Source organism: Bacillus cereus group sp. BfR-BA-01355, from assembly GCF_022663675.1.
Lineage (GTDB): Bacteria > Bacillota > Bacilli > Bacillales > Bacillaceae_G > Bacillus_A > Bacillus_A thuringiensis_S.
Genome location: NZ_JAKUFY010000003.1, coordinates 20,365 through 45,272 on the forward strand (window position 1 = coordinate 20,365; position 24,908 = coordinate 45,272).

Consider the following 24,908-nt stretch of genomic DNA (forward strand, 5'->3'; position numbering starts at 1 on the left):
CATTTTATGTTGCCTCTGATATAATCAGTCTTATAAATGATAAAGGTTGGTATATTAATGAAATTAGATAGTAATAACCATTCAGTATTCTTGTTGTATTATCATCTTGTATTGGTCGTAAAATACAGAAGAAATGTATTTGATGATGGTATGTCAGACTATGCAAAAGAGATGTTTGTTCGACTATCTGAAAGCTATAACATAACATTAGTTGAATGGAATCATGATATAGATCATGTTCATATTTTGTTCAAGGCACACCCTAATACAGAAATGGCAAAATTCATCAATGCTTATAAAAGTGCAAGCTCTCGTCTCATCAAGAGGGACTTTCCACAAGTGAGAAAAAAACTATGGAAAGAGATGTTTTGGTCAAGAAGTTTTTGCTTACTAACCACTGGTGGTTCATCAATAGACGTAGTAAAAAAATATATTGAAAATCAAGGTGAAAAGTGAGGTGAAATGATATGACAAAGTATAATAAAGCGTATAAATTCCGTTTGTATCCAACAGAAGAACAAGCACATCTTATGCGTAAAACCTTCGGTTGTGTACGTTTCGTGTATAATAGAATGTTAGCTGAACGAAAAGAAGTGTACGAAAAATACAAAGATGATAAGGAACAACTCATGAAACAAAAGCTTCCCACTCCTGCGAAATACAAAGCAGAATTTGAGTGGTTAAAAGAAGTTGATTCATTAGCATTGGCAAATGCTCAACTAAACTTACAAACTGCCTATAGGAATTTCTTTCGTGGTCAAAATGACTTCCCAACATTCAAAAGCAAAAAAGACAGAAAGTCTTATACAACGAATGTAGTGAACGGAAATATTATATTGCTTAACGGTCATATCAAATTGCCAAAACTGAAAATGGTACGTATCAAGCAGCATAGAGAAATACCACAAGACCATGTAATCAAGTCATGTACGATTTCTATGACACCTACTGGTAAATACTATGTGTCTATCTTGACTGAATACGAAAAAGCGATTGTACAAAAAGAAGTAGAAACAATTGTTGGATTAGACTTTGCGATGGATCGATTATACGTTAGTTCTGAGGATGAGAGAGCCAATTATCCTAAGTTCTATCGTGAAATGTTAGACCGATTAGCAAAGGCACAACGAGTATTATCAAGAAGAACAAAAGGTTCTATTCGTTGGAATAAACAACGTATCCGTGTAGCTAAGTTACATGAAAAAGTAGCGAACCAACGTAAGAACTTCCTTCATCATAAGTCTAAAGAGTTAGCTACTCATTTTGATGTTGTAGCTATTGAAGATCTAAATATGAAAGGAATGTCGCAAGCACTTCATTTTGGAAAAAGTGTCGCTGACAATAGTTGGGGTATGTTCACTTCTTTTTTAGCTTATAAACTACACGAACAAGGCAAACAACTTGTGAAAATAGACAAATGGTTTCCTTCCACAAAAACATGTAGCAGTTGTGGAAATGTGAAAAATATGTCATTGTCTGAGCGAGTCTATTCTTGTATATGTGGTGTAAATCTCGATAGAGATTATAACGCAGCTATCAATATCAAAAATGAGGCAATACGCCTATTAGCGTTAGCATAGATAGCAATAAAATAACCCTTGGAACGAGGGAGTTAGCTCGGTTGTCTTAGGACGAATTCGTTAGCTATCAAAAGTAACGACTAACCGAGAAGCCCCCACTTCAAACAGTCCATTAGGACGTTAAATGGCGGGTAGTTCACTAGTTTCAGTATTATTCTCCAACGATACAGTTCTCTCAATCTCTTCAACAGAAATACTTTCCAATAGTTTATCACAACTATTAACATGTTTAGGTGCTAAAGGCTCAGAAGAGCTTTCTGCAAAACTTACTGAGGATGTCTGCAAAATAAAAATTAAACATACTAACGACGACACAAACTTAAAAAGAAAATCTCTTTTTTTCTTCACATAACCACCTCTCTTGTGAATTTTTAACATAAATTAACCATACCTTTTATGGATATATTTGCAAACTGATTTAATGTCATAAAATTTTAACGGAATTTTCCGTTAATTAACAATTTCATTCTTATTATTCATCTGCATAGTTTATCGATATTATAGTGGAACAGCATTCGAAAATCTCCCTAACAATATAAATCCCCCCCTTCTCCAATTCCCCTGAAGCTGAGAAATTCGTACATCCTTACTGCTCTTTTGTTTTTATCGTCACCTTTTCAAATCATCTTCATATGTTGTATATAGATATCTCCTTTCAAATTGCAATGATGCCTCTTTCAAGTCCTAATGTACGCCGTACAAAGAGCACTTTTGAAAAGTGCTCTTTGTACTTTCTAATACACTCACTCGATAATAAAGTAATTTTAATGTATGAATTGTAACGATTTGCACACACTATAATTGGAAGGCTTGAATCATTGTCATTGCAAAATGTTCAGCGCTTCCGCTCCTTAAGATAACAGTCTACGCAACTGTTCTCTTTTCCTTTTTTTACAAAAATAACAAGGACAAGCATAGTTAACTATGCTGCGATCGATTGCATTGCAATATTTTCAACGTTCCCTCAACAATTTCTCAATATTTTTCATGGACAATAGCACACTTCCTCAACGTTATTAATATCTTAATATTAAATACTGAAGGAGGTGCTAGAAAATGACTTGGTTCATTATTTTAGGATTTATGCTTATTTTAAGTATAGGTGGCTTTCATACACATAGTATTCATATCATTTTCAAAATAGATTCAGATATAAAAGCTATGCCAAGTTGGTCTTTCGTTAATAAAATAAACTTTCGAACATTTAAAGAATTGTTAAAAAACCCAAACAGGAATAAACTCAAAAGCCTTACCATAGGAGAGCTGTTTATCCCTTTAAGTCTATTCAATAAATTATTTGGCAAAACATTAATTTTTCTAATCCTATTCTTCTATTCTCAATTCTTAAACTAAATATAATATGAGATGAGTAAAAGAATAGCAGTCGCCGACCATAACAAACAACAGACCGCCTATTACAGACGGTCTGTTTTAAAACAAATTGACTATATCAACAAAATAAGTACGCCTTTATTATTCACGAAAAAAATCGTAGTTAATTATAAACTATCTATTTCCTGTTACTATCAGATCAAGCCTTTACAGAGAAAAGGGGGATATTATGACTGTTCAAGAAAAAAGTAATAAGCAATTGATGGAATTATTAAATGAATGGTATGAAAAAATTCGTTTATAACATGTAAAAGAAAGCTTAAAAGTAATAGAAACTGATCCATATTTATCATTTTATTACTCACTACTAGATTTTAGATATAAAGTCTTGGTAGATGGAGTGAGTATTACAAAAGATTCCTTTAAGAATATAGAAAAATTCCCTAATATCGAAGAGGATTTTTTATTTTTAGCTTATTATTATCATTTCTTTAAGGCAATCCACTTTACAATTATAGCAAATTATACTGAAGCGAAAACACATTATGAAAAGGCGGAAAGGCTTTTCATTGATATACCTGATGAAATAGATCAGGCCGAGTTTGAGTATAGATTTTCAACTTACTGTTATCAATCTTATCAACCATTTGAAGCGATTCAACATGTAGTAAAAGCCAAAAAAATATATTTGAACCATGTAGGATATGAAATTAATACTGCTTTATGCGACAATGTATATGGTTTAACCTGTATAGATCTAAGAGAATTTGAAAAAGCGGAAGAATGTCTCAATACGGTTATTGATGTTTTTAATAAGCATAATGAGGAACATTTATTATGCTTACAATGTATTAGCTAGATTACAAGATCGCAAATTATACCCACCCTTTGGATACCTAAAGGCGATGGGCTTTCTCGTTCGGAAAGGACTGTAATTTCTTCTCTTTTTGAACTAAGGCCTTTAACTTTTTTAAATAATCGATTTCCATACGTAAACATTCATTTTCATCTTTTAATGCCGCTATAACCCCTTCAATAGCTGCATTATTTAACTTTGATTTTGTTTTTTCCATAGCTGCCCCCCCCCCTTTCTTCTTTTTATATAGGAATTCCACGACTTTTAAATCATATATTTCCCTTCATCTACGAACTATTCCAATAAATCCTTTAACAAAAACAATTAATTTATTTCATTTGTTTTTATTTTATTTATCAAAATTTCAGATATATCTTTTGAAAAATCCTCTGTATCCCTTCCATATCTATCTCCCCTAGATGAATCGTAATACATATTATACCTAACACATTTATAAGCTTAATCGTATTTTTAACAAAACCTACTTAATTTTAAGCAGATATAACACTTTATTCTGTCAACTCCCCCTATATCGATAAATATGAAATATAAAATATATTTGACATTTCCATGACTTGTGACAGGAAAATATATACATTAAATTAAACCTTATGTATCTTTGATTTGTAAGTCGTAGTTAGTTGGCCAACTTTCAATACACTTTAATAATTAAAAATAAGGGGGATTTAAAATGAATCAAGTATTAAGGAAAAGTAAGAAAAAAATGATGTATCTAGTCGGTTCACTTCTAATTTCTCTATCAATGTTTTCAACTACAAGTTTTGCAGCTACAGAAGGTGCTGTAAAAAGTGTCACAAATGGTAGCTATACCGGTATTGCAGCTGATATAAATCTACCATAATCAGTTGTTGTCAAAGATGGATATGTGAATTGGTATTTAGGTATTGGAGCATCTAAAGTTGAAGGTGGTATTTCAAAAACACCAAGTGGATATAAAGTATTTCTTAATTCAGGAAATAATGAATCAGGTCAAAACAATAAGTATTGGAACACACAATATGATACATCAATTAAAGATGGTGATCGAGTAAACCTTAAAATAATTAATAACGGCAATGGTACGGTTACTATGTATGTAAATGGAAACCCTAGATATACAAATCAGCCTGTATATGGCTCATTTTCTCAATACGAACCAGTAAAAATGGTTCAGGGCGTTGAAGATACTGGACGTAATTCTTTTAGCCAAGCTAGCTTTTCAAACGTACTTCTAAGAGCAGATACATCTGGATCTATCTACAAGAGTTGGAACGGTTCAATTTCTTCCTCATTTTCTAAACATGGTACTTATAGTAACAATTTCACAGTTTATTCTCAAGTACCATTAAGCGCAAGTTTACGCTAAAGTTGTTCTTGTATACGAATGATTTTGTAAAAAAAGGTAGCTGTACTTTTTGTACAGCTACCTTTTTCATATGGTGAATTTTTAATAGATATTCTATCAGCCATAAGTTACATTCTTCATATTTTAGCTTCTTTGAATTAAATAGTACTTAATCAGCTTGTCTTATTACTTCACTTAACGTAACGAGATTCAGCTTATAGCAACCACAACACGCTTTATTATTAATACTACTATTATTATTTTAACTTTAATTCCATCGCATTGATTTTTTAATAATAAATATACAACCTATTAATGATAATACATATACAATAAGAATAATATACAACTGTTTTGGTTCAATGCTATCGATATAAAGACTCATAATTGGATATGACCAAGGAAATAGTATCCAATAGTTTGTATGGGAGATAAAAAAACTACCCAGTCCACCTATAACTCCTACTAATAACGAAAGTAAGGGGATTTTATAGAATATTATATTTATTAAAAAATGTAGATTCACTATAATTAGAGAGCTAATTACCATAAAAAGTATAGAAAAACTTAAACTTTGATAAACAGTCCCGAGACTATCAACCGTTAATACTATAGGTATACTAGTTATGACTAAAGCACATATTAAATAACAAAAAGTAATTATTAAACAAAACAAAAACTTATTACTTAATATAGTTTTTAAAGTAACTCCATGATAAATAGCAGACATATATCCTTTTCTTCTGAATTCGTTTACAAAAGAAAATGACACTAATAGACCTATCGCAATAGGTAAAAATAATCTACAAAAAAGGCTTAGAATCGCTATATGCATGAAAACGCCATCTTTTGATTGAGATGATACAGTTAGTAAGATTTGAAAACTAATTGGTGTCAACAGAAACAATAGTAACAGGATATACAATCCATTATGAAGACTTTTTTTATATTCACCTAATATACCCACTTATTTCACCCTTTATTATTCATATGTATAATATTTAAAACTCACAGTCAATAACATAATCCCCAAAATATAGATTGAAGAACTTGCAAGATATAATAAAATAGTTGTTTCTTTCATCATTACGTCACTTACTATATTTAATGCATAAAATATTGGAAATATCTTTGTGAATACTGCAGGAAATAATCCATATGTTACGCTAAAAAAAATCCATATAACTGATAAGGACGCCGCAAGAATTCCCTTTTTTATAATTAAATGAAAAAGTAATTGAGAATATGGTATTGCTAAAGATAGAATTGTACAAAGTAACAACATTTTCAAAAAATAAAGTATAGATATTTCATATCCATTTATAAAAATATAGATACCCATAACTGAAAAATTTAAAATATTAAAGATTAAATAGAACAGTATAAACAATAAATTTTTAGCTACCAATAATTTAAACTTTGAAATTGGCTTTGTATAAATAATGGCCCAAGTGCCATATTTATTTTCAGAAGAAATGATAAAATACCACATACAAGCAGAAAAAATGCTTAACGTTAATGTATTAAAGTTTACTGTAATTGCTATAAGATTCGTAGATTGAAACATGTCAGGATTATTCTTGTTAAAAATAAAATAACTTATACACAAAAAGCTTGATAATAATGAAAAAAACAAAGAAAATAACAATAATTTTCTCCCACCAATTTTCCTCATCTCACTATTCACACTTTTAAAGATAAATTGCATTATGATAGTAACTCCTTTTGTTTAGTTAAAGATAAAAATACTTCCTCTAATGTTAGCTTTTTAGGGCTAACTTCAAAAATATCTATATCATTTTTAATTAATATTCTGGTTAAATTAGGAACACTATTTTGATCTATCATTAGTTTGAATACCCCTTCTTTTTCTATGCTATAAGGTATATCCTCTGTATGTAAAATCCTTTCTGTGGCAGTAGTGTCATTAACATGAACAATATATTCTCTAGAAGTAATAATACTGTTTAAATTCCCTTCATAGAGTATGTTACCCTTATGTAGTAATGCTATGTGATCTGCTATCATTTCAATTTCAGCTAAATTATGACTAGAAATAAATATTGTCTTCCCCTCATTTTTTACTAAATGAAGTAATAAGCGCCTTATCTCGTGTACTCCCTCTGGGTCTAATCCATTTGTCGGCTCATCAAGAATTAGTATTTTAGGATCATTAAGAATAGCAAAGGAAATACCTAGCCTTTGTTTCATTCCTAAAGAAAAATCTTTCACTTTTTTATCTTTTGCTTTATATATTCCTGTGATTTTTAATACTCTGTCTATTTCATCTAAAGGCTTATTAATCATTTTTTGTACATAGGCTAAATTTTCATATGCTGTCAAATTAGGATAGTAGGTAGGTGAATCAATAAAACAACCCACATTTTCAAATAATTCTTCTTTCCATTCTTTGATATCTTTATTATTAAATAATATCGTTCCTTTATCTAATGGTATTAACCCTAATAGCATTCGCATTGTTGTTGTTTTTCCTGCACCATTTGGTCCAATGAAAGCATATAAACTTCCTTCAGGAACAGATAAGTTTAAATCTCTTACAATGGATTGATTTTCAAAAGATTTCGTTAAATTTTTTGTTTGAATTGCTAATTTCATTTTGTTCCTCACTTTCTCATTCTCAAATAAAAGTAAGTATCTATTATATTCTTGATCAATTAGATATTCTATTTATCCTTTACCTGATGTTTGCAATTTGGATTTAGAAAAGGTTTCTCTTTGTTCTAATTTTTTATCAGTAAGTTCATAAACTCTATCTACACGCTCTAAAATATTTTCGTCATGAGTGATAATAATTTTAGTGGATGGTATGGCAAATATACTTTCAATAACGGCATTTGCCGTTTCTCTATCTAAATGGTTAGTTGGTTCATCTAAAATAAGAATTGGATATTCTTTCATGAACAGGCGTAACATAGATAATCTTTGTCTTTGACCACCAGAAAAATTTGTTCCTCCCTCAGTGATAAAAATATCATTTATACTTTGAAATTGAATATAATTACTTAGATTCAATTTATCTATAGCATTCTGAATTTTTGAAGGATCATAATTTATATCAAAGTAAGATAAATTTTCGGATAGACTTCCTCTAAATAAAACTCCATCCTGGGTCATTAGTCCTACCTTTTTTCTTAGTTCCTCACTATTCCAATCTTTAATATCTCTATCGTCTATTAATATATTACCCTTATTAGGAGTATGCAATTTTAATAATAAGTTAGCCAAAGTGGATTTACCACTACCACTTTCTCCAACAATAGCAATACTTTCGTTATTTTTAATGTTCAAACTTAAGTTTTCTATTATTTTTTTGTCATCAAAACTAAACGAAATATTATTAAATTGAATTGAGCCTCTAAGAATGTTTAATTTAGTATCTAATCCATCTTTTTCTAGTTCCTCTTCCAAGATGTCTAAAGTTCTTAATAAAAGTGGTTTAACTGAATTCCAATTTAAAATTGATCCTATAATTGTTGCAACCGGAGAAAATATAATACTAGATATGGCAATAAAGAAGAAAATATTACTTAAATCCCCTTCTCCTTTACTAAAATTATAAAATCCTACAGCAAGCATTATGATAATAAATATTGTTGATAGGGAACTATTAAATGATTCTAAAGCATTTTGTTTTAGCACTCGTTTATGTACCGTATCTAGGTATTTATCATAATCTTTTTTCCATACAGATTTAATTCTAGAAAAAATCCCTGTGGCCTTTACATAATACATTGCTTTTAATGATTCATTAATTTTCCCTCTATGTTCTCCTAGGTAATACGTTTCGACTAAATTAGCATTATATATAAATTTCCCTAAAGAAATATTGATAAATAGAGAACTAGCAATAAAAAACATCAATATTAAAGTATAAAAAGTCTCAGTATATAATAGATACATCAATAACGGAATGATAACTACTATTGATATAATCATTTCAATTAGATCTTCTAAAATATATCCTCGTATTGACTCTAAACTCATGATTCTTACATTTAAATCCCCTGCATGACGTGTAGTAATCTTCTCTATGGGGATACTAAACATATGCTCAAAAACTTTTGTTGTACTTTTTCTATCAATTTCTTTTTGAAATTTTACTTTTATAATTGAAGTTATAGATTTTATCCCTATAACAACTATTAAACTCCCCAATAAAATTAAAAGGTACCTAGCATCCACTTCCTTTGAAGCATTCAAAATATCCATAAACTTTTTCAAAATAAAAGGGAAAGCAAAAATTGAGATTTGTGCTAACAATGCTAATAGTGCTAGTAAAATAATCTGGCTAGGGGATACAAAATGATCAATATATCTAAGTAGTATATGTTTTTCAAGCTTTTTAATATTTGGCTGTATATCTTCTTTGTTTTCTATTACTAAAATATAGTTACAGAACATCTCTTCAAAACTTCTTATATTGATTACCATTGGACCTGCCTTAGGATCTACAATATAAAATTTATTTTCTTTAACCCTTTCAATAATTACAAAATGATTAAAGCCCCAAAATGCTATCATCGGCTTTTGTATCCTTTGTAAATCAGTTATATTTTCTATCCTATATGCAGTTGCAGAGAGTCCATACGATTCACTAACTTTTTTTATATCCAACAAACTCCATGACGATTTTTTATTGATAATTTTACTATTTCTAATTTCCGAAGCTTGTACTGCTAAACCGTAATAATGCATAATCATTGCTAGACAACTAGGCCCACAATCAAAAGATGTCATTTGCGGTATAAACTTGATTTTCTTTCTTAACATATTTATCACCTATTCTAGGCATTAAAGTATAAAATGCTATTTAGTTTATTATTCTCTAACCTTTGTAAAAAATACAAAACACTTCCTAGACCTGTAAATAATGCAATTTTATGAGGATTAAAATCTTCTATATCAAAATTATTCAAAAAGTTATTTGTTACTTTCATAACAATTTGTTTTTCATTTCGCTCTAGCATACCTCTATTTTCTAACTCCAATAAAAAGTCTAGTTTCCCCATTAAACCATGACATAAACAATAATCACTGTTTTCATGCAATGTACTTAAGATTTGATTTTTAAAAAAGATTAAATCTGATTGTATCTCTTCATTTTGATATGATTCTAAAATTTTAATTCTTGATATTCCCATTCCACTAAACCCTTTACACCAGCTATCTGTATACTCATATTCACTCATACTCATTTTCTCACTTTTATGTATTCCATGTATTACTCTATCGTACTTATTGGTTTTTAATATGTCTTTCAACTTATAAAAAGCGAGAAGTTGACCTGATAATCCATGAACAAATCCCTTTAATGAATCTTCTAAATTTAGAGTATCGTGAGCTTTCCAATATACAAATTCATCATGTGTTTGCATATTATTGACAATGTAGTCACCGAGATTTTCAGCCACTTTAAGCAATATTTTATACTTAGGATTAACTTGATAGAACTTTACTGCAGTTAAAATTAGACCAGCTGAACCCCCTAATATATCAAAATGTCTATCGTTATATTTACCTTCATTGATATCAGTGTTGATATCCATAAATATTTGCAATATCACCTTTTCATTGAGAGAGGTGATATGCGGTAAATTTGTTAAATAGTAAGAAACAATAGCATTAACACCATTTACAAAACCATAATTATTTTTATTTTTGTTTAGTATTTCTTGCAATGCTTTTTGTTCAAGTTTATTTATAATTTCAATGTGATTAGGATCAGCATTATTTCTCAATAATGAATTTATTCCCAATAATCCATCATATATTCCATTATTCAAATGGTTTATCTCAAGCTCTCCTTGCCAATTTGTTTTTAATCCAATAAAATCTACATCACCATCTTTTGATATATAACTACCATCAAGAATTTTCCCTGTAATTGCTTCCTTTATTTTATTTGTAGGTGAATTAGTCTGAACATTAATTGTTTCCTTTACTGTATTCAGCTTATATAGATTATCACTTTGATTAGAAAGGGATATTTCTATAATTTTTCTTTGTAATAAAAAGTCAGCATATGATATTTTTTTGAATTTCATTTCTAAATCTATTTCATTACATGATAAACTCTCACAAAAGCCCCATTCATACTTATTAAAGAAATATGGAACATCATAGGATAATAGTTCCTCTATCTCCTTTTGAATAATGTCTTTCCTAGTAGCCAAGTAGATATTTTTCCCAAGAATATTTTGCAAATATTTTACAGTCTTTAATTTACTCTCTAATAAATCCGGAACATTTAGTCTATCTAATAAAAGAGAATAAACTTTTGTATTTCGATATACTTTTCGATAATTCCATTTAGAAACACTGTTTTTTAATATATACATATATTCCTCTTTACTTTTTAAGACTGTATTATATGCATCCCCAAAACCTTTAATAATATCTTTTATATAATTATCATACTCGTATATATCACCGTTAAAAAACGGTAAATTCCGAGCTGTATCTTCTACTATTGTCTCTTCTTTTATTTCAATTGGGTTCGATGTAAATTCATTTTGTATTTTAATTGTTTTTACCAACTTCTTCATTACTCTCCCAATGGCACTGTAATCTCTTATTACCTCTCTACCTCCACTAAACTTTATAGGTAGCATTCCAGAATTTAATACTGAATTAGATAATATAAAACTACTGGTTTCTTCGGTAATACTTGAATTTAATGTACTTCCTAATGTCTCAAAATCAATTATGACTGGTGAGAATTGTTTAGCTATGATATTTTCATTATGTATATCACTTCCATTAATCAAAAATATTACTGAAAGCACTACACCTAAATTATAATAATAATCTTTAATTTGCTCATTAGATTCACATGATTCATGATTAATGTATTCCATATATCCATAATTTTTTTTATTAACAACTTGTGGAATAAAGATATCTGTATTTAAATCCTTATTCAGTTGATTTATTACGCTATGATATATGATAGAATTTTTCAAATCAACTGGTTTTAAAATTACCTTATTATTAAATTTATCTTCTAAAAGTATTGTTCTCTTTCCATTATTATGATAGTCACCTAGGTTAATAACTTTTTCTACATGCATAATATTAAAACCCGAAATTTTATGAATTTCTTTTTGATCTTTTTCAAGAGCTCCTTGTAACCAAATCATATAATTCATTTCATTTTTAATTATTGTAAAAATTTTTTCATTCAGTAAAGGTAACATTTTAAAAAAATTCATATAGAATTTTTTTAAGTGAAAGAAATTTTTTGTAAAATACTTATATTCTTCATTAGTATCCATTCCTACTAAAGCGTTTTCTACTCTAAGTTTATTTATGTATACAATTAAGGATGGCCTTAATACTTGGTATAATCTTTTTTCTAAATCAAACATTATCGATTCAGAAACCCCCTCAACATTACCAAAAAAATCAACTTTATTTATTATCATATTTTTAAGGAATACTACATATGTTTGTATTATTTTTTGAAAGTTATAGCTTTCATCTTTCTTAATGACATCATTACAAGAAAAGCCTTCTAAAAAGATAACAAAATTTTTTTCTAGGTATTCTTTTGTTACTAAAGAATGTGATCCATTATCTATTGTATTCGAAATTCCATGTGAATTATTTTTCATAATAACCTCTTCTTTTTATAGGTAGGAGGAATAGATAGAAATTCATTATCATTAAAGAGAGTAAGGCCTTCCGCCTTACTCTCTTTAACTATTAGCGGCATTTTTTACAGATTGTTTGTCCCGCAATTGTGATGCATGCATAAGGTTTATTCGCAGGACAATCTTTAGTTAACGTTGCAATCCAACCAGGTCCTACACCACCAACTAATTGTTCAATCTCTTCATCTTCTACGACTTGTAAATATTTTTCAGTTTCCATTTCGATACCTACCTTTTTATTTTTTTGAAAATGATGTTATAAATTCAATAATTTACCACAACATTGTCTTAAAATAATATACCATTAAATATTAATAAAAAAAAGATATATTTACAAAAAATAAAATAATAGGATATTTAACTATATTAATATAATAAAAAGAGACTTACTTATTATATCGTTAAAATTTAAGAGCTATTTTCCCAGCTGATATTTTTATAATTTTATTATAATCAATGCTGATTATTAATTTAAATAATTCTTCTAATACCTGAATAACGATTAAGAATGGCAATTAAACTTGTAAAAAAATTAGATTTATAGAAGATAAACCTTAAGAATATTTTACCATAAAATAGGATAATCAACTCTTTTTTTAATTGTATAAGGCTTCGCCAAAAAATTTTAATCATGAAATAACTTTAATACATTTAAATTCTCTTACAGAATTTACGCTGCCTAAAAGTCTTTGCAAGGATCTAGTATCAATCTTGAATTGCAAAAAGCGTGTTAAAAACAAAAAGATGAAATTGCAAGTATATTCACTTCACAATTCCATCTCTTCTAAAAATTGTATATCATCACTTTTCTTGATCCTCGCAATTCTACCAAATTAATAGCAACACATTATTTAGTTATAAGTTCAAACTATTCTACATTTAAACACATACAATAACCTCTATGCTTTGTTATTTCGGTGTGAGACTAATTCACCATATATCTCTTTCTCTATATTCTTTAACAGAATTTCCAATCTATTCTTTGTAGCTTGATTAAAATGTGGATTTAGTTCCTTTATTATAAATTCAAGTATCTCAAAGCTTATGTAATCGCCTAATTCAAGTGAATATTGATCAGCCAAAAAAACTTTTAATTTTTTAGAAATCTCCACTTTGTCCTTTTTTGTAATATTTACCCCCATTCAATAACAAACCTCTCTTAGATTAGTCTTAAGTGCTAGTTAAAAAACTTTTATAATATAATTAAATATTTCAAAGTTAATAACTCATATACAATAAACCTTTTTATAAATAAGCTAGTAAAAAATATATATTAAGCATCATAAACATATATTGGCTCGTCATAAAGGCGTAAACATTTTGACCAATTTCCACATAACGTTTCCCATTCACCAGCAGGATATACTTCCGTACGCAATATATGAAGTGGTATACGTAAATTCAATAACCGACCACTAAGCGTCGTACGAGTAACTCCCGCTGGCATTAAAAACTTTGCTTCAATTACCTTTTTCAGTTCCATCAACGAGTATTCTGGATAACTCATCAATATTTCATTTGAATGAGGCCAGACCTCAGTATCATTTGAATGACGGCGTACCGTATACTCATGTTGATATAAGCCGACAATACGATGCCATATCTCTAAATGGTTAAATAAATCGCTATTTAAATCCCTTGCATATAAAAAATGTTCTTGTTTATTTGCTTCTGTAATTTTTGCAAGCAAACGTTTATTAGCAATAATCTTACCTGACCAAATTATTGTAGGTTCTTTCTTTAAATTATTTACCCATTCCCCCATTGGTAATAAATGATTCCAAGCACGAATTTTTATTTTTTCATCAGGTACTACCTGTACAGCAACGCGTTTACAACCTAATGCCATCATAGCCTTCATACGATGGGCACCATCAAGTAACAGATAATTACCATCACTAAGCTCAGATACTAAGGGAGGATTCCGTAAAACACCTTCGCTTTCCATTACACGACAAATTTGTTCCAATCTTTTGTGTTCATATGATTCATGAAAGCGAATTTGCTTGGGATGTAAGAGATCTAAGGCCGAAATAATTTCACTCATAAAAACAGCTCCTCAAATAATTACATAAATTCTAAGCTTATCAAATAACTAATTTTCTATAATGATTAGTCGTGTTTACCGATATTTAGCAGCTATTAAACAATTATTTCAAACCGCGTTTTAATAATTTTACTAGTCTTCTAATAAAACACCAATTTCATTTTCCCTAGCCCTTTGATAGTAATAAGCAGCAATGGCTACATCAAATATGGCCATACCCATTGGATTAAATAATATTGCTTTGTCATAAGGGAAGTTTTGCAGTGCTCCTCGGATTACAACGTCAGCAATTGATACTGTATCTTCTTTTTGTAAACCTCTTTCAAGGTGCATCCTTTCAACATCAGTTTTTTCACGACAGACTTCTTCCCAATTATCAACAACTAGTGATTTTGTATATTCTAAGATATCAGGCTTAAAATCACGAAGAGAAACATTGAGTAGTAGCGCCCCATCTTTAGGTTTCTTATCAATATAACCTTCTGCAGAAACAGTACAAGTAATAAAAATATCAGCATCATTATAGGCTTCTTCATATGCATTAACCTTTTGAGTTTTAGAATAAATTTCCTCAGGAATTAATTCGTCTTTAATTCCATTGATATCATATAAGTAAACACTTTCGATTTTATCGCCTAATAGGGCAGTTACCATCTTTAAATGCATCTGACCAATAGGTCCAAATCCAATAATTCCAACTTTAACATTATTTAAATCTCTTAACTTGGCAAACTCTCGAATCATTAACCCTGTAACAGAAGCTGTTCGTATTACACTGATCATTGCTGTATTAAGTGTCGCAAATGGTTTTCCAGTCATAGCATCATTTAATATAGTAACTGAATGAGCACGTTGAATACCTTTCTCAATATTCTTCGGAAAACTAGCTATCCATTTGATTCCTGAAACCTTAAATTCTCCTCCAATATAAGCTGGCATAGCAATAATTCTATTAGCCGGATCATCGAAACGTAAGTATGGCTTAATTGGCTGAGAAAAATCTTCTGAATCAAGACTTTTTACTGCCTTTGAAATGACATTTATTGTTTCTTCCCAATTAACACCCATTTCATTGATATGTTTAGTATTTAAATACATCATAATTGCTTCCTCATTTCTATATCATTTTTATAAAGAAACTAATTGATCTTCTACTGATTTTTGTGTATTAAGCCATTCTACCCATTCTACATTGTAAATAGTAGATGTGTAAGCTTGACCATTATCAGGACATAAGAAAACAACATTAGGGGTATTTTGAACATCTCTATTTTCAAAATACTTTTGGATTGCATAATATGAAGTCCCTGATGATCCACCGGCAAATATTGCATGTTTATTAAATAGCTCATAACAACCTGCAACAGTATGAATCTCCGGTACAATAATTACATCATCAATCACTGCTTTTTTAACCATTCCAGGTATCATACTGGCACCAATTCCTGGTATGTATCGTTTACGAGGCTTATCACCAAAAATAATGGATCCTTGACTGTCTACCGCAATAATTTTAATATTAGGGAATTTTTCTTTTAATCGTGTAGATACTCCAGCGATAGTTCCTCCAGTACTCACTCCAAAGAAGGCATAATCTAACTGTTTAAAATCATTAGATATTTCTCCACCAATTCCTTGATAATGAGCTTCAAAGTTATCGGCATTATTATATTGATTTGTCCAGTATGCATTAGGAATAGTATTTAAAAGTTCTTTCACCTTATTTAAACGGGTTAATAAATAGCCACCTGTTTCATCTCGTTCATCCACTTTAGCTACTTGATAGGAAGTTGCCCTCAAAAAATTCACATAACTATCATTAATATTTGGATCAATAACTGGTATGAATTTCAGACCAATATACCTACAAAGAGTAGCAAGAGCAACCGCAAAGTTACCAGATGAAGATTCGATAATTGTAGAATTTTCAGTCACTTCACCGCGATTTATTGCTGACTTTAAAATATGGTAAGCAGCACGTACTTTAACACTATTCATTAAATTGTAATATTCTAGTTTTGCATACAGATTAATCTTTTCATGCTCTAATTTAATCATAGGTGTGTTGCCAATTACCCTTTCTAAACTCTCTAATTTCTTGAGCATAATTTGCTTCCTTTCTTGGTTAAAATCTAAAAAAAATAATTAAAGATAAACATTTTTAAATTCGAATATAAATCATCTTTAAATAACTTATATTCAGATTTACTTTAAATGTTCTTTCGAATGTACCTCTAATAGAACTTATACCTGAAAGACAATAAATGCTAGATTCTTTAGTATCGATAAGCTAAGCACCATTCAAGTACTGCCATAGCACTATTTAACTTATTTTCGGCCTGGGTAAATACAATACTTTTCGGTCCATCAATAACTGTTGCTGCTACTTCTTCACCTCGGTGTGCTGGAAGGTCATGCATAAAAGTAGCTTCCGGATATAAAGTCAAAATTTTCTCTGTCACTGCAAATGGATTAAATGCATCTTTCCATAAAGGATCTATTTTGCTTGTCCCTGTTGTTTGCCACCTTGTTGTATATACAACATCCACTTCACTAGGTAACATTTTTATATCATGACATTCTATAACTTTAGCACCAGAAAATCGTGCATATTCTTTTGATTTTTCAAGCACACTTGGAGACACTCCATAACCAGCAGGTGTAAAAAGATATAACTCCGTACCTGGAAAACGAGATAAAGAAAGAGCTAGAGCTGCTGCACTGTTATTACCTTCTCCCATATATAAAACCCGTAATCCAGCTATTTCACCAAATTTTTGTTTCATTGTTGTTAGGTCTGTTAGCGCTTGTGTTGGATGTTCTTCCGCACTCATTGCATTAATGACTGACATACGACTTTGAGATGCCAGTTTTTCCATTTCCTTTTGACTATCTGCAGTTCTTGCTACTAGTCCATCCAGCATTCGCGAAAGTACTTGAGTAGTGTCTTCTATAGACTCCCCTGTATTTTCTTGCAAATCATTTGGACCATACGTTACAATTTGTGCACCCATCTTTAATGCTGCAACAGAAAATGCCGATCGAGTTCTAGTTGATGTTTTACGGAAGTAAATCCCAATTATATTTCCCGCTAATATTTGATTAGGTTGCGATTTACCTGTGGCAAACTCTACCCCACGAGTTACAATTTGGTTAATATCACTATCAGTAAGATCCTCAAGAGTAATTAAATGTTTTCGAATAGCCATTATTATATTACCTCCCTTTTGAATAATTGCATGTAACAAAAATGTATTTACATATGCATGTAAATACAAACTATTAAACAGCTAAGGTAAAAAATAATAGATTGCAAATATAATTCATGTGGATCCATTACCACACTTTTCTATATTTGTTTTTAAACTAATGTAAAGCAGTTGATATATAGCCTATATGAACTCGAATACTATTTTTACTCATAAATACTTAAATATAATTCTATTGTTAGTCTATATTCCTATTTTTTATGATATAGCTCTGCTGAATATATTACACACTAAAACACTAAAAATATACTTAAAATACTGAATTTTCAGCTTTCTCAATTCTTTTATCAATTTTCTGTCAATTCATACTATAATTTTCTTTTTTTACACATTCTATACATAAAAATATTTTCTATAAAGATTTCATGCTTTCTATTTTTTTAACATCTTTATTACTATAATTGGAGATTTTCCTCATCTTTAAAATAATGCAACCAAGAATAAAAGCAAAAAATGAAAATATCCCAAAGGTAATATTTATAGTATTTAATGATAAGCTCCAACTAATTAGAAAGGAAACTAGAGCTCCTCCCAAACTTGCCGATGCAATGAATAAACTAGTCACTTCATCAATATTATTTTCCATAATACGGGAAGCTAAAATAAGTGTTATCGGAAAAATGCCAGCTATGACTAAACCAATAATGAAGATTACAGATAAATACATACCTGTACCACGAACAAAGGGGAATAGAAATAAGAGAATTACTAATGTGAAGCAACTAGATGAAATATATATCCAGTAATTAAACTTATGAACAAATTTACCTACAAAAATCCTTCCGATAACTATTGCTAGCCAGAAACAAGATATACTTATTGAACTAATTAATTCATTATTAGTAAGAATCATAATTGTAGATAAAAAATTTGCAAGATTGGTTTCTATACCTGCATATAAGAATGCAAAAAGTGATATAAATAATATAATTTTTACTTTTCCATTTTTAAAGCTAACAGTTAATGGAGATAGTGATATTTCCTTTTCATTCTTTTGAGGAGAGAGACTATTAAATCGACTACTCCCAAGCAAGTACCAAACCAATAGTGTGAAGATAAGAAATAGCAAGATTCCATATAAAATGAAATACCATGCATAAAATTTTATAAAATAATTTACTAATAAAGGAAACCCAAGTGCTCCAATCCCAAACCATACTTCAAGAATGCTGAATTTAGCAGCACTATTCTGTTCTGCTGAAATAACAAAGGAACCCATAGTAGTTTCTAACAAACCTGCTCCATACCCCAATCCAAATGCAATTACTGCTAAATATGCCCATTCTTTAACAAATAAAAAACCTCCTAAAACTACTAACATTGCTAATATCCCAAATGTTAGAGTTTTAAAATAATGATACTTTTTTACTAAAACAGGCGAACTAAGAACACCAAATAAAAATCCAGTAAATTGAAAAAATATTAATATTCCTAGTTGATCAGGTGTTCTTTCATAATATTGTAGTAACGAAGGAATTAAACTGCCCATACAAACATGTATTACTCCTACAATAAAATAGAACAAGCACCCAAAATAAAATATTAACCGCACTTTTTATCAGCTCCAATTCAAAAGAAAAAGGGATTTATGTTACAAATTATAAATCCCTCTTTTTACAATAAAACTAAATAGTTGTTACAGATAGTTCTTTGTTACGTTTGTTTTTATTGAAGAATAAATCTAATATAATTTGTGAACGTAGTCCATCTTCAAATGTTGCAATCGATTTTTTAGAACTACCTTCTGCTGCATTAACCCAGCTTATAATTTCCTTTCTAAAAGAATCCGCCCATTCAAAAATCTCGTTTTCCGGATCAACTAATAACGGTAAAGGTAAAAAGATTTCTTGTTTTTCCAACCCATCAAAAGTTATATATTTATTAGGTTCTTTAGAAGAATACTTGTATTCTTTTTTAGTACCTATTACCTCAATACTAAAGCCACAATCTTCAGGGAATGAACTTTTAGACGTTGTAATATTAACAAATACTTTATTGGTTAATTGACCATAAACCTCTGCATAATCATCTACAAATACTTTTTGTTTTTCTTTTTCTTTAACATTTGTTTTAATTTTAGTTCGAACAGTATCCTCTCTAAAATCACTTTCAAATAAAAACCAAAGTAAATCTATTAAATGAATGCCTAAATCCCCCAATGCCCCACTAGTTTTATTACTTTGATTGTCATCCCGCCAAGTAAACAAAGTTCTTCGAAAAGCGCTATTCTTTTTAAAATGTAGCCTTATTACTACTACCTCTCCTAATTCCCCATTTTGAATTAAGCTCTTCAAAGCCTTAATATAGGACAAGTAACGATAGTTAAACCCCATTGCAGCAACTACATTAGTATCCTTTGCTATTTTCATCATATATTTTGCTTCTTCACAAGAAATTGCCATTGGTTTTTCAACTAAAACATGTTTGTTTTTTAATAACGCTTGAACAGCTTGAGACTTATGACAAAAATTAGGGGAAGATATTATTATCCCATCAACAACTTCAAGTAACTCTTCATAACTATTAAAAACTTCCCCATCATAATCTTCTACTAACTCTCGAGCATTCTTGTAATTAACATCATATACTCCAACTAATTTACAATTATCAATTGTTGATAATGCCCTAGAATGAGCTTTTGCAATACTACCTGCACCTATAATTCCAATATTCATTATATGAACATCCCCTTTAATTAATAATGTGCTTTAGAGTATTTAAAATTCCAATTGAGTATTCACCTTGAGCTAGCATTGCGTGTGTGTGTTTAGCCTCTTCCGTTGCATTTTCTACTAAGTAACCATGTCTTACAGCTTGTAACATCCTTAAATCATTTCCACTATCTCCAAAAGCAATTGCATTTGCTTTATCTAGTTTGTACTTATCTAACATAAATTTCACAATTTCATCTTTACCTGTTCCAAGTGGAATAAAATCTACATCATAGCAATTTTCTGGATCACCAGCTAATGGATTACATTTGTTAATATTTACCCCCACTTTGTATAACTTCCCGATTTCTTCTATCTGTTCTAAATTGTTTGAATCAATAGCTTCATTTTGCTCTTCATAATAAAAATTAAATTTGTACTTAGAACTTCCTAATTGTGTCTGAGGTCTTAAAAAAATTTCATATTTTGTTTCAAGCAATTCGATAATTCTTTTAATTTTCGCAGAATCAAAACCTCCCTCTACTATTCTCTCTTCCCAAACTTGATCATCCGTAGTAGTCCCATTACTATCAAAGTACGTTATTTCCGTACCTAATCCACTCGCCACAAAATGAGGGAAATATTTAATACCACCTTTTTTCATTTTCTCAACAATTGATTCTAAACTACTTCCAGTTACCCAACCAATGACCAAATCTCCTTTACTTGCGTGTTCATACAAGTATTTTTCTAATAATTTCATATTACTTCTTCCATAATTATCCATATTATGAGGGTAATAAGTTTCGTCAAAATCACAGAACACTATATATTTAGGATTTTTAACCTGTGGTAACCTTTCAAAAACTAAAGACTTTAAAACTTCATTACTTATTGACATTAATTAATCCCTCCAAAACAAAATTTTGTTCCTCTAACAACATATTTGGATGTAAAGGTAAATGTAATATTTCCTTATGAACTTGCTCTGTGTTTATTAAAGTATCCTGCATATATTTTTCCTTTACCAGCTTAGTATTATGTTTATGAGATAATACTGGATAATAAATATCTGTTTCAATGTTATACAACTGGTACAATTTATTTTTCACCTCATCTCTTCTTCCATTTATAATTCTAATCGGAAAAAGATGCCAAACATTATCTTCTGTCATCCTAGGTAGCTTTATTAATTCTCTATCCTCTAATTCTTTTAAATTACGTATATATCGTTGAGCCAAAAATACTCTCTTTAAATTGTTATACGATAGGAACTTAATTCTCTCTAAACCAATAGCTGCTTGAAGGTTATCAATTTTAGAATTAAAGCCAAAATCTAATACCTTTTTATTTTTTTTATCAACTTCAAATCCATGATAACTATATTGATTGCAACGAGTTGCAAGATTTTCATTATTAGTAACTATTGCACCCGCCTTACCACATACACCAAAGTTTTTATATGGATTAAAACTCAGAATAATAATATCACCATATTCTCCAAGTTCTGAGGAACCAATAGCCTGACATGCATCTTCAATAATTCTTAACTGATAAACATCTGCAATTTCACGTATTCTTTTCATATCACATTGTTTACCATACAAATGAACAGGTAAAATACATTTTGTTTTTTGGGTTATTGCTTCTTCTATTTTAAGTGGATCAATACAATAACTCTTGTGATCAATATCTATAAATACCGGTTTTGCTCCAATTGCTAATACTGCATTTTCAGTAGCAGCAAAACTATTAGCTGGCATAATTACTTCATCGCCTGGCTGAATACCAATAGATAACAAAGACACCATAAGTGCGTCTGTTCCACTACTTGTTGCAATTACATACTTCTTGTTTAAATAGTCCCCAATTACTTCTTCTAATTTTTTAGAAAATGGTCCACTTGTGAATTGACCTGTCGGTAAAACCTCTTTTAAAGTTCCTATTATTCCGTCAATTTCACTTTGAGAAATCAACCGATTAACTGGCATAAATTCTATTTTCTGTATATTTTTTCTGCTATAATTGAAAATATCTTTCTCTATATCAATATCTATTTTCAATTTATTTTCTCTAAATAATTTCTCTTTCATTTTGTGATTCGGTAATACATTACTAATTTCAAATTCTTTCTCTTTCGTTTCTCCCTGCAGGCACTTTAATAAAGCTAAATTGTCTTTGCTATGGCCAGAAATTGTAGTAAGAGTTTTCACGTAAAATCACCTCTAAGAAATTATTTTGAAAATCATGAGTAGACTATATTTTATGTTATCGATTACATGTCAACACTTTTTTTTCGGAGGGATTCTTTATGGTAACAATTAATGAAATAGCTAAATTATGCAATGTTTCAAATGCTACAGTTTCAAGAGTTTTAAATAATCATCCTTATGTAAATCCAGAAAAACGTGAGAAAATAATACAAATAATGAAAGAATTAAACTATACTCCTAGTTCTATCGCCAGAAATCTTAGGGTGAACAAGACACAAACCATCGCTCTATCGATCCCAAATATAGATCATCCTTTTTTCGGAAAATTAGCTAGAGAAATTTCTAAAGAACTTCTAAAACACAATTACAAATTACTGATTTATCAGACTTTTTATGAAAAAAAAATTGAGCTTGAATTGCTTTCATTACTAAAGAATAAAGCGGTAGATGGTGTTATTCTCGCATCCTTAGAAAATGATTGGGAAAATATAGAGCATTATTTAGCATATGGCCCAATATTACTTTGTAATGAATATGAGGAAAATGCGCCTATCCCGATAATTTGCTATGATGAATTTGAAGCCGGATACAAAGCTGTAAAACATTTAATAAGTAAAGGACATAAAAAGATTGGCTTTTGTTTTGATTCCCTTAATAGTCAAGCACAATTAAAACGCAAACAAGGATACCTGCGTGCATTAAAAGAACAACAATTATCATACAAAAAAAGTTGGTTATTTGGAGATGCAATTACTATTAAAGATGGAATTCGAATCTTTGAGAGATTAGATAAATTAAAAAATAGACCCACTGCGCTCTTTACTGGAAATGATCAAGTTGCTGCTGGAGTAATTAAAGGTGCTTCTTTAAAAGGATATACTATCCCTACTGACCTTGCCGTTTGCGGTTATGATAATCAATTAATTTGCACAGTTACAACTCCAACAATTAGTACAATTGATATTCCAATCGTTGAGCTAAGTAAACGAACTGTTAGTGAGATACTACTATATATAAATGAAAAGGAATCTATTAAGCGTAAAATTATCGAATATCCAGCAACCTTAATTATTCGTGAATCGACATAAGTAAATGAAAAGCGTCATTTCAAAATTAAAATGACGCTTTTCTATAATACCCTAAAATTCCTACGAATATTTTATGTAATTTTCTGATTTTATTTTCTAAAAAATTCCTTCAACTATGGGAACACGAGCCATTTTAAACTAAGTAGAAGTCTTTATTTTCGATAAAATAATAACACAAATCAACAAAATCAATTTCAATTATTGATTCTGGAAAACTATCTAAAGAAGCACAACAAGAAAGCTTATAATCTTTACCAATAGTAAACTTTTTATAATAAACCTCATTAGATAGCATGTCACCATAAAATATTGTATTTTTATTAATAACAAAAGAGTTTAAAGGTATAGTTAGTCCTTTCCCCATCCATTTAACAAAGCTTTCTTTTATAGTCCATAATTCATAAAACACATCTAATTGTTGTTCTACATTTAATGAATTTAAATAATTAAATTCTTCCTCAGTAAATATATTTTTAATCATTGTAGTATCTATGGGCCGGACTTTTTCTACATCTATTCCTACTTCTTCCTCATGAATAGCTCCAACAACCCAACTTTCGGAATGTGATATATTAAAATGAAAATTATTTAACTCATCAACATAAGGCTTTCCGTACTCATTGTATTCATATTTAATATCTTTATTTTCTTTTGAGAAGTTTGTAGTAATTAAATATCTTATTAAAATGTCTCCAATTAAGGCGCTATATTGATCGGGCTTTCTTTTATATTTCTGTATTTTCATCTGCTTTTCTTTCGAGACCAAACGTATAAGCTTCTGCATAATATCATGTTCTATATTTCCTGGCACACGTACCTTATATATATTCATTATATCCTTACCACCTAATCCC

Annotated in this window: 22 protein-coding genes and 2 pseudogenes; 6 read left to right on the plus strand and 18 right to left on the minus strand. The window is 29.6% G+C overall.

The features are described from left to right. Positions 1-57 precede the first annotated feature (57 nt). Complete coding sequence (gene tnpA, locus MR167_RS01840) at positions 58-456, plus strand: IS200/IS605 family transposase (RefSeq protein WP_086398265.1); 399 nt, start codon at positions 58-60, stop codon at positions 454-456. 11 nt (positions 457-467) lie between these two features. After that, positions 468-1,580 carry an RNA-guided endonuclease TnpB family protein gene (locus MR167_RS01845; RefSeq protein ID WP_000170526.1) on the plus strand — a complete coding sequence of 371 codons (1,113 nt, stop codon included), beginning with the start codon at positions 468-470 and terminating at the stop codon, positions 1,578-1,580. Between the two features lie 120 nt (positions 1,581-1,700). Here MR167_RS01845 and MR167_RS01850 read toward each other — a convergent pair whose 3' ends face one another. Further along, positions 1,701-1,928 carry a hypothetical protein gene (locus MR167_RS01850; protein ID WP_000730190.1) on the minus strand — a complete coding sequence of 76 codons (228 nt, stop codon included), beginning with the start codon at positions 1,926-1,928 and terminating at the stop codon, positions 1,701-1,703. A gap of 708 nt (positions 1,929-2,636) precedes the next feature. Between MR167_RS01850 and MR167_RS01855 the strand changes: the two genes are divergently transcribed. Then, positions 2,637-2,933 (plus strand): hypothetical protein, encoded by a 297-nt coding sequence (locus MR167_RS01855; protein ID WP_000219738.1) that lies wholly within the window; start codon positions 2,637-2,639, stop codon positions 2,931-2,933. 208 nt (positions 2,934-3,141) lie between these two features. Beyond that, positions 3,142-3,750, plus strand: a pseudogene (locus tag MR167_RS01860) (response regulator aspartate phosphatase); the annotation flags it as partial. A gap of 58 nt (positions 3,751-3,808) precedes the next feature. Here the strand turns inward: MR167_RS01860 and MR167_RS01865 are convergent. Then, positions 3,809-3,985 (minus strand): hypothetical protein, encoded by a 177-nt coding sequence (locus MR167_RS01865; protein WP_000416083.1) that lies wholly within the window; start codon positions 3,983-3,985, stop codon positions 3,809-3,811. Between the two features lie 474 nt (positions 3,986-4,459). Here MR167_RS01865 and MR167_RS01870 point away from each other — a divergent pair. Further along, positions 4,460-5,134 (plus strand): annotated as a pseudogene (locus tag MR167_RS01870) (hypothetical protein). A 247-nt stretch (positions 5,135-5,381) separates the two neighbouring features. Here MR167_RS01870 and MR167_RS01875 read toward each other — a convergent pair. From MR167_RS01875 to MR167_RS01945, 15 genes are all read right to left on the minus strand, one after another. Then, the gene (locus tag MR167_RS01875; RefSeq protein WP_086398263.1) at positions 5,382-6,080 is read right to left on the minus strand and encodes an ABC-2 family transporter permease; all 699 of its coding nucleotides are present in this window, start codon (positions 6,078-6,080) and stop codon (positions 5,382-5,384) included. 15 nt (positions 6,081-6,095) lie between these two features. Next, on the minus strand, positions 6,096-6,821 hold the full coding sequence (locus MR167_RS01880) for an ABC transporter permease (protein WP_086398262.1): 726 nt from the start codon (positions 6,819-6,821) through the stop codon (positions 6,096-6,098). Then, positions 6,821-7,729 (minus strand): ABC transporter ATP-binding protein, encoded by a 909-nt coding sequence (locus tag MR167_RS01885; protein ID WP_086398261.1) that lies wholly within the window; start codon positions 7,727-7,729, stop codon positions 6,821-6,823. The genes MR167_RS01880 and MR167_RS01885 overlap by 1 nt, the downstream gene beginning before the upstream one ends. 72 nt (positions 7,730-7,801) lie before the next feature. After that, on the minus strand, positions 7,802-9,904 hold the full coding sequence (locus tag MR167_RS01890; protein WP_242313774.1) for a peptidase domain-containing ABC transporter: 2,103 nt from the start codon (positions 9,902-9,904) through the stop codon (positions 7,802-7,804). Between the two features lie 14 nt (positions 9,905-9,918). Then, a complete protein-coding gene (gene lanM, locus MR167_RS01895; protein ID WP_242313776.1) occupies positions 9,919-12,747 on the minus strand; it encodes a type 2 lanthipeptide synthetase LanM in 2,829 nt (942 codons plus the stop codon). Between the two features lie 91 nt (positions 12,748-12,838). Then, positions 12,839-13,006, minus strand: a complete 168-nt coding sequence (locus tag MR167_RS01900; RefSeq protein WP_000447116.1) for a type A2 lanthipeptide — start codon at positions 13,004-13,006, stop codon at positions 12,839-12,841. 679 nt (positions 13,007-13,685) lie between these two features. Then, on the minus strand, positions 13,686-13,928 hold the full coding sequence (locus tag MR167_RS01905) for a DUF2164 family protein (protein ID WP_242313778.1): 243 nt from the start codon (positions 13,926-13,928) through the stop codon (positions 13,686-13,688). A gap of 131 nt (positions 13,929-14,059) precedes the next feature. After that, positions 14,060-14,833 carry a ParB N-terminal domain-containing protein gene (locus tag MR167_RS01910; protein WP_001289605.1) on the minus strand — a complete coding sequence of 258 codons (774 nt, stop codon included), beginning with the start codon at positions 14,831-14,833 and terminating at the stop codon, positions 14,060-14,062. Between the two features lie 132 nt (positions 14,834-14,965). After that, the gene (gene sbnB / locus MR167_RS01915) at positions 14,966-15,934 is read right to left on the minus strand and encodes a 2,3-diaminopropionate biosynthesis protein SbnB (RefSeq protein WP_086398258.1); all 969 of its coding nucleotides are present in this window, start codon (positions 15,932-15,934) and stop codon (positions 14,966-14,968) included. Between the two features lie 27 nt (positions 15,935-15,961). Next, positions 15,962-16,939, minus strand: a complete 978-nt coding sequence (gene sbnA / locus MR167_RS01920; RefSeq protein ID WP_242313780.1) for a 2,3-diaminopropionate biosynthesis protein SbnA — start codon at positions 16,937-16,939, stop codon at positions 15,962-15,964. 170 nt (positions 16,940-17,109) lie between these two features. After that, complete coding sequence (locus tag MR167_RS01925; RefSeq protein ID WP_086398256.1) at positions 17,110-18,042, minus strand: ornithine carbamoyltransferase; 933 nt, start codon at positions 18,040-18,042, stop codon at positions 17,110-17,112. 412 nt (positions 18,043-18,454) lie between these two features. Next, positions 18,455-19,654, minus strand: coding sequence for an MFS transporter (locus MR167_RS01930; RefSeq protein WP_033690382.1), 1,200 nt, complete (start codon positions 19,652-19,654; stop codon positions 18,455-18,457). Between the two features lie 73 nt (positions 19,655-19,727). Beyond that, entirely contained in the window at positions 19,728-20,777 is a 1,050-nt protein-coding gene (locus tag MR167_RS01935) for a Gfo/Idh/MocA family protein (RefSeq protein ID WP_136983362.1), read from the minus strand. Between the two features lie 16 nt (positions 20,778-20,793). Beyond that, positions 20,794-21,654: an HAD-IIB family hydrolase gene (locus MR167_RS01940; protein WP_000028135.1), complete on the minus strand. Its 861-nt coding sequence runs from the start codon at positions 21,652-21,654 to the stop codon at positions 20,794-20,796. Further along, positions 21,641-22,966 carry a DegT/DnrJ/EryC1/StrS aminotransferase family protein gene (locus MR167_RS01945; protein ID WP_137075294.1) on the minus strand — a complete coding sequence of 442 codons (1,326 nt, stop codon included), beginning with the start codon at positions 22,964-22,966 and terminating at the stop codon, positions 21,641-21,643. The genes MR167_RS01940 and MR167_RS01945 overlap by 14 nt, the downstream gene beginning before the upstream one ends. Before the next feature lie 98 nt (positions 22,967-23,064). Here MR167_RS01945 and MR167_RS01950 point away from each other — a divergent pair, with 98 nt between their 5' ends. Continuing rightward, positions 23,065-24,054 (plus strand): LacI family DNA-binding transcriptional regulator, encoded by a 990-nt coding sequence (locus MR167_RS01950; protein ID WP_000256367.1) that lies wholly within the window; start codon positions 23,065-23,067, stop codon positions 24,052-24,054. Positions 24,055-24,187: 133 nt separating this feature from the next. Here the strand turns inward: MR167_RS01950 and MR167_RS01955 are convergent, their stop codons facing one another. Next, a complete protein-coding gene (locus MR167_RS01955) occupies positions 24,188-24,886 on the minus strand; it encodes a 4'-phosphopantetheinyl transferase family protein (RefSeq protein WP_086398253.1) in 699 nt (232 codons plus the stop codon). Between the last annotated feature and the right edge of the window lie 22 nt (positions 24,887-24,908).